The 6,735-nt window shown below is 39.9% G+C and carries 7 protein-coding genes; all 7 read right to left on the minus strand.

Annotation, left to right across the window (positions count from 1 at the left end; translation table 11 throughout):
- Positions 1-41: 41 nt before the first annotated feature.
- Positions 42-1,361, minus strand: coding sequence for a M24 family metallopeptidase (locus tag ACESK1_RS04780; RefSeq protein WP_372918454.1), 1,320 nt, complete (start codon positions 1,359-1,361; stop codon positions 42-44).
- A 27-nt stretch (positions 1,362-1,388) separates the two neighbouring features.
- Positions 1,389-2,486 carry an AMP-binding protein gene (locus ACESK1_RS04785; protein WP_372918456.1) on the minus strand — a complete coding sequence of 366 codons (1,098 nt, stop codon included), beginning with the start codon at positions 2,484-2,486 and terminating at the stop codon, positions 1,389-1,391.
- Between the two features lie 61 nt (positions 2,487-2,547).
- On the minus strand, positions 2,548-3,489 hold the full coding sequence (locus tag ACESK1_RS04790) for a lysostaphin resistance A-like protein (protein ID WP_372918458.1): 942 nt from the start codon (positions 3,487-3,489) through the stop codon (positions 2,548-2,550).
- A gap of 3 nt (positions 3,490-3,492) precedes the next feature.
- A complete protein-coding gene (locus ACESK1_RS04795; protein WP_372918460.1) occupies positions 3,493-4,527 on the minus strand; it encodes an o-succinylbenzoate synthase in 1,035 nt (344 codons plus the stop codon).
- A gap of 17 nt (positions 4,528-4,544) precedes the next feature.
- Positions 4,545-5,225, minus strand: coding sequence for a metal-dependent hydrolase (locus tag ACESK1_RS04800; protein ID WP_372918462.1), 681 nt, complete (start codon positions 5,223-5,225; stop codon positions 4,545-4,547).
- Between the two features lie 115 nt (positions 5,226-5,340).
- Entirely contained in the window at positions 5,341-6,243 is a 903-nt protein-coding gene (gene menA, locus ACESK1_RS04805) for a 1,4-dihydroxy-2-naphthoate octaprenyltransferase (RefSeq protein WP_372918464.1), read from the minus strand.
- A gap of 4 nt (positions 6,244-6,247) precedes the next feature.
- Positions 6,248-6,735: DNA polymerase III subunit delta (holA, locus tag ACESK1_RS04810; RefSeq protein ID WP_372918466.1), on the minus strand; the 488-nt coding region annotated here is incomplete at its 5' end.

Consider the following 6,735-nt stretch of genomic DNA (forward strand, 5'->3'; position numbering starts at 1 on the left):
CAGAATGAAAACCTCGTAAGATATAATTTACAGCGTTGAATTTATTTTGATGAAATGAGCAGTAGTTTCTTTTGCCTGTCATTTACATAACGGAAACCATCTTTTCCCCAGAATCCCGCTTCCTCCAGCATAATTCTAACATCCTGGTTCCACTCATCCAGAAATTCGCTGGTATTGAGTTCAATCGCGTAAACCGTATTTTCGAATAGAGGATAATCTCCACTCCCGGGCACCCCTTCCTGTGAATCCCACATCCCGATTGTAGGCCCTGCAGAATGCCCATATAATCCAAGGGGGTGGGTATAGATCATCGGTCTCATTCCTTCCTCTCTAGCCTCTCTTAAACTCTCTGAAAGAATTTTATTTCCGGTTTTTCCGGTTTTGAAATTCCCGGTTAAAATATCCTGAAGCCGATTTCCTTTTTCAAAAGCTTCTTCCAGAAAATCAGGAGCTTCGGATTCTCCGGGTTTAAGTACATATGCCATTTGCTGGCAATCGGTATTCAGTCCTAAATAGGTGATCCCAAAATCACAATGCAATAAGTCACCAGGATAAATGACTTTCCCCTCTTTATTGGAGGAAAAGGCCGAAATATGATCTTCCAATGCTTCTTCGTCACGCTGAATTGAAACACTTGGCTGAAACCAGGTTTCCAGGCCCAGATCGGTAACTTTTTGACGCATCCACCATACCACATCTTCGGTAGTGGTTTCGCCCGGGGTAATAACATTTTCGCTAAAGGCTTCTCTAATAATATCCTTGGTTATCTGAACCAGCTGAGGGTAAACCTCCATTTCCATTTCACTTCTGGTTTCAATCCATCCCACAGCAAGAGCTTCGGCTGAAACGATACGGTCTTTATAAACATCCGGCAAATGATCCTGGAATTCTTCGAAATCGGTTTTTACAAGACCATCGGCCAAACCATAATCTTTTGAAGAGTTTAATGCAATTCTTTGCGGCTCCCGGGATTCTATAATATCGATTAGAGCCTGCCACTGCTCAGGCTGTTTTTCTGGATTCCAGGCGGCTTCAATACTTTCTCCCACCTCATACCGGGCAACGGCAAGTCGTTCAAGACTATTGGTTTCTTTATTTCTGTAAAATACAAGAATGGTACGACGGCGGGCGTTCAGCCAGGTAGCCGGCAACATTGTCCGCAAAACAGGATCTTCATTATATTCCCGGGAAATAAGGATCCACATATCCACTTCTGCCCGATCCATCAAACCTGGCAGTACATTTTCAAATTTATCTTTCAGGATCTCATTTACGAGTGCAGCTCTTTCCCGCTCTGGTAGAATCTGAGCTGAAGTGTTTAAAACACTCAACAGCCCAATTAAAAAGAATAGTTTAGACATATTTGGAATTAGTTCACCTTTTTGGAATTAGTTCACCTTGCTTTTAACGGTATTTTCCCGATGGATTTTACCGTTAGGGGTTTCTTCGAACTTTCCGATTAGGTATATCTTTTTCGGAACCTCGTATTTCCCGAGACTTTTCAGGTTGTTTATTTTTTCCCGAAGCTCACTCAAAAGTTCTTCAGAAAAATCACTTTCTACAAACAGCACCAGTTTTTGTCCTAATGCCTCATCGGGCATGGAGGTAACAAATAAACGTTGATCGATAATTTTCCTTAGCTTTCGCTCAATTTCTTCAGGAAAGAGTTTTATTCCTCCTGAATTGATCATATTATCAATGCGCCCTTTCCAAATGAATTTTTTATAAGTAAGAATCTCCACCACATCATTGGTAACGATTGGTTCATCAGCTAGTTTTGGTGCTTTAATGACCAGACAACCTCTTTCATCCTGAGAGATATGTATATCAGGTAGGACTTTAAATGGTTTGGGCTGTTTTTTATTATTATTTGAATTTAATCTTTTCGCTGCGATATGAGTAACCGTTTCAGTCATTCCATAGGTTTCATAAACCTTGGTCTCAACATCCTTAACCATTTTCTGAAGCCTCGGAGAAACGGCTCCTCCTCCAACAATTAATTTCTGAATAAGATGAAGTCGAGCCACTGAATTATCAAGCTGAAAAGGGGTCATTGCACAGAAATCATAACGCTTAAAGACCTGGTCTAAAGGATTCGAGGAAGGTGGAACAAGGTCAATTTGCCAGCCAAGGACCATGGCCCGCACCAACATCATTTTTCCGGCAATATAATCGGCCGGAAGACACATAAGGGCTGTAGTTTTTTCAGGAAGATCAAAGAATTTAGAGGTAGCTATGGCCGAATTGATCATGTGCTCCTTTTTAATTCTTATTTTTTTAGACTTCCCTGTAGAACCCGAGGTTTGCACCTCTATGGTACTACCGGGTTTTATCCAGTCAAGCAAAAAATTACCAATTCGCTCCTCAAAAGGTTCCCCTTCCTTAATAAAACTATAGGCAACCTGGTATAGTTCTGCATTGGTGAAATACCGCTTGTTAAGCTTAAAATCCGGATGTGTCTCCGGGACCTTGTATTTTTCTCCCATGTGTTTAACCAAAGTTGGAATTTTTCTAATTACTTAAAGTTACCAAATAGTTATGATAATTTTAAGCTTCTTCTGAAACATTTAAGGTTTCGGGCTTTTCCACCTTTCCGAAAATTTTATGTTTCCAGTTTTTCCATCCATATTTTCTGGCCATAATAAATAAAAGCGCAGGGTAAATAATAAATACAGGAACCATAACATCAAAACCGGCTGTGGGTTCAGAAATATCCTTTAGAATAGAATGACTTTGAAAAGCAGTCCATTCGGCGGTAACCAGGAGAACTGCCACAAGATTATTGGCGGCATGAAAACCAAGAGCGAGTTCCAGACCTTCATCCATGAGGGTCATAATACCCAGCATAAATCCAGTACCAATATAATACGTCATTATGATATTTCCCATCTGGGTAACTTCCGGATTAAAAAAATGCAGCCCCCCAAAAACCACTGAAGTTATAATTAATGGGAGCCATCTATTGCCGGCTAAAACTCCAAAGCCCTGCAATAAGTATCCCCGAAAAAAGTATTCTTCAAAGCTGGTTTGCAAGGGAATCATCACAATTGCAATTAAAAAAAGAATCAGAAAAGGTATCGGTTTAAAATTTACTACATAATCTTCTGGATTAAAGTAATAATCGGCAAGGGTAGACAAGATTGTGAGCGCCGCTACTAAACCAAAGGCAAAGAAAATCCGGCCCCAGTCAATTTTTTTCCTACTGGTAGTTAAGGATCGTATACTTTGTCCATGAAGATATTTTGCCGCCAGAAAAACCGCAACCAATCCAGCTGCAAAAGTAAGCAACATTAAAAACAGATTGAGATTGGGTTCCAGAATTTGCATTATCTGCGTCTCATCCATGCCCATTACTTCTGAACCACCGGACATGAAAATGACCACCGCGAGTGGAATTTGACCAATTATCACCCCGGCAATCACCATAAATGTTCCCACAAGATATCGCCAGAATTCATGACGATATTTAAAAGCTTCAGCTATATACATTCTTTAAATATTAAAATCCCAGTTCCTTATTGGGTTATAGAAAATTTGACCTTGTTTCACCTCCAGCGGACTTTCAAAATTATTGGTGTAAAGACTGCCCGTTCCAAGTCCCTGTGGCATTTTTGTATTTTTAGTATAAGTCCATTGTGCAATGGCATTTAGGCCTACATTGCTTTCCAGGGCACTTGTTACCCACCAACCGGTATTATATTTTTCAGCGAGATCTATCCACTGCTGAGTACCTTTAAAACCACCTATTAGGCTAGGCTTAAAAATAAGATACTGCGGTCGAATTTGATCAAGGATTTTTTCTTTTTCATCGATTTCAAAGGCACCAATGAGCTCCTCATCCAGGGCTATGGGAAGGGGCGTTTTCCGGCATAATTCAGCCATCTGCTCCCTTTGACCTTGTTTTATGGGTTGCTCTATGCTATGAAGGTTGAATTCACTCAGCTGCTTCAATTTTTCCAGAGCGTCTGCGGTTGAAAAAGCACCATTGGCATCTACCCTTAATTCTATCTCTTCGGAAGTAAATTCTCTCCGGATATATTTCAAAAGATCGAGTTCTGTCTCAAAATCGATAGCCCCTATTTTCATCTTGATGCAATCAAAACCGGCTTCTATCTTTTCAGAAATCTGCTTTTTCATAAAAGGCTTGTCTCCCATCCAGATCAATCCGTTTATGGGAATAGAAGCTTTGCCGCGGGTAAATTCTGAAGGGAAAAGTTCAAATTTATTATCAGAATCCAGCGACTTGAAGGCCATTTCCACTCCAAATTGAATACTCGGGTATTCATTTAATTCCTGCCACAAAAATTCAGGGCCGGTATTAATATTGGCACAGACCCATTTCAATTTTTCCTCATAATCGGGACGATCATCTATGCTCAGGCTTCTGAGAATACCACATTCCCCAATTCCGGTCCTATTTCCATCGGCGATTTGTAAAAACCATGTTTCCTTGGTAGTAAGAACGCCCCGGGAAGTTCCGCTGGGGCGTTTAAAATTTAAAATATACTTATTGTATTTTGCCTGCATCTACAGGAGTTTTTTATTTATAATTCTATGCTTTCTCCAATTTCAAGAAGCATCAGGTCTTTACCTTTTTCATAAAATTTCCGTTTAGCTTCTTCGTGATCTATCTCGATGTATCCAAAGGTATCATAATGGCACCCCAGGATTTTATCACATTCAACGAAATCACTGGCTATAATAGCGTCATCTACTCCCATGGTGAAATTATCACCAATTGGCAATATAGCCAGATCGAGGCTGGTTTTCATAGGAATTAATTTCATATCCATAGTCAGAGCAGTATCCCCGGCAATATAAATATTTTTATGTTCGCCTTCAATTACAAAACCTCCTGGTTGACCGCCATAAGAACCATCGGGAAAGGAGCTTGAATGTATGGCGTTTACATATTTTACTGTTCCGAAGTCAAAATCCCAACTTCCACCATGATTCATGGGATGTACCTCAATACCTTTAGCTTCGTAATGATTGCTGATCTCAAAGTTACTCACGATAACGGCTCCTGTTCTTTTGGCGATAGCCTCAGCATCCAGGGTATGATCCTGGTGGGCATGAGTCAGCAAAATATAATCTGCCTTTAGTTCTTCAATATTTATCTTATCCTTTGCAAGTTGATTCCCCGTAATAAAAGGATCTACCAAAACATGGGTTTCTCCTATTTTTAATCCCAGGCAACTTTGACCGTAAAAAGTGATCTTCATGATATTATAATTTTTGATTGAAAAATCAATCTTTATTAATTAAAAAATAGCTCTACAGGTAAATTTAAACATAAGGTATTTTCCGATCACTGCTTTATATAATTTTGTTAAAACCTTAGATGATTTGCCCAATTCCAAACAGAATTGCTATCGCGAAGGTTGAAAGAGCAAGGATTTTCAATTCAGGATCGAGCAGTACAGGATTTTCATTTTCTACCACTCGTTTTAAATGAAGTATCAAAGGCACAAGCGCCGGTAAATACAGAAAATCACTGGCACCTTCAAAACAAAGTACGGTATAAACCACCAGGCATAAGATCGCAGACAGAATAAGGAAATAATGATAATTCTTAGCGTTTTTGTCACCTAAAATTACCGCCAAGGTATTTTTACCCGATTTTTCATCTGAGGCACGGTCACGCATATTATTCAAATTAAGCACTCCCATACTCAAAAAACCAAATGTACTGGCAGGAAGTAAAACTTCCCATTCGAACTTATGGGCATACAGAAAATAAGAACCATAAACCGCAACCAACCCGAAGAAAAGGAATACAAAGATATCTCCCAAACCCCGGTAACCGTAAGCCGATTTCCCTACGGTATATTTTATAGCGGCGGCAATCGCAGCAATTCCTAAAAAGAAAAAGATAAGTGCAAAAAGCAAATTCTCCCTACCAAAGGCGGCATAAATAAGCAAAATTGCCAGTAACAAGGTTCCAAAAGCCGTTATTATAATCCCCTGCTTCATTTCCTTCCTGCTGATCAACCCACTTTGAATGGCTCTTAGCGGCCCAACCCGGTCTTCGTTATCTGTACCTTTGACTCCGTCGCCATAATCATTGGCAAAGTTTGAAAGGATCTGAAGCCCCAGAGTTGTGGCCAGGGCCAGGCTAAAAATCGCTATATTAAAAAAGCCGTGTTGTGCGGCAATGGTGGTTCCAACTATAATTCCGGATACCGATAGTGGTAAGGTCCGTAGACGGGCAGCACTAATCCAGGAGTCTAATTTCTTCATTAACTTAATTCATTATTTTTACCAGTAATTCTTTTAAAAGATCTCCCTGGGAAACATTGGCTGCTCCTACCCCTTTGCTCTTAGCATCTGTTTCATGTAAAAGATCGATCGCCCGACTCGCTTTCTTCATTGGATAATTCCTGGCCGCCAAAACATAATCACTCACAAAAAACGGACTTACCTTTAATTGTTTTGCCACGTTGCCTTTGGACTTATCAGGCAAGCCGTGATATTGTAATATCTGGGAAAAAAGGGAAAACAATAAAGATATGGTCACTACCAACGGATTGTCTTTAGGATTTTGGGCAAAATAATTGATAATTCGGTGCACTTTAAGAACATCCCGCTCTCCAATAGCTTTTCGCAGCTCGAAGTTATTAAAATCTTTGCTAATACCTATATTCTCCTCAATAAGCTCCGGAGTTATTTGAGTCTCTTTAGAGATAATTAATTGCAGTTTTTCCAGTTCATTATCGATTTTCCCCAAATCCA

Origin of the sequence: Salegentibacter sp. (genome assembly GCF_041642575.1) — a bacterium.
Lineage (GTDB): Bacteria > Bacteroidota > Bacteroidia > Flavobacteriales > Flavobacteriaceae > Salegentibacter.

Bases quoted from the DNA above. Each gene is read 5' to 3' on its own strand.
- ACESK1_RS04780 (WP_372918454.1), bottom strand. From the start codon at position 1,361: ATGTCTAAACTATTCTTTTTAATTGGGCTGTTGAGTGTTTTAAACACT.
- ACESK1_RS04785 (WP_372918456.1), bottom strand. From the start codon at position 2,486: ATGGGAGAAAAATACAAGGTCCCGGAGACACATCCGGATTTTAAGCTT.
- ACESK1_RS04790 (WP_372918458.1), bottom strand. From the start codon at position 3,489: ATGTATATAGCTGAAGCTTTTAAATATCGTCATGAATTCTGGCGATAT.
- ACESK1_RS04795 (WP_372918460.1), bottom strand. From the start codon at position 4,527: ATGCAGGCAAAATACAATAAGTATATTTTAAATTTTAAACGCCCCAGC.
- ACESK1_RS04800 (WP_372918462.1), bottom strand. From the start codon at position 5,225: ATGAAGATCACTTTTTACGGTCAAAGTTGCCTGGGATTAAAAATAGGA.
- menA (WP_372918464.1), bottom strand. From the start codon at position 6,243: ATGAAGAAATTAGACTCCTGGATTAGTGCTGCCCGTCTACGGACCTTA.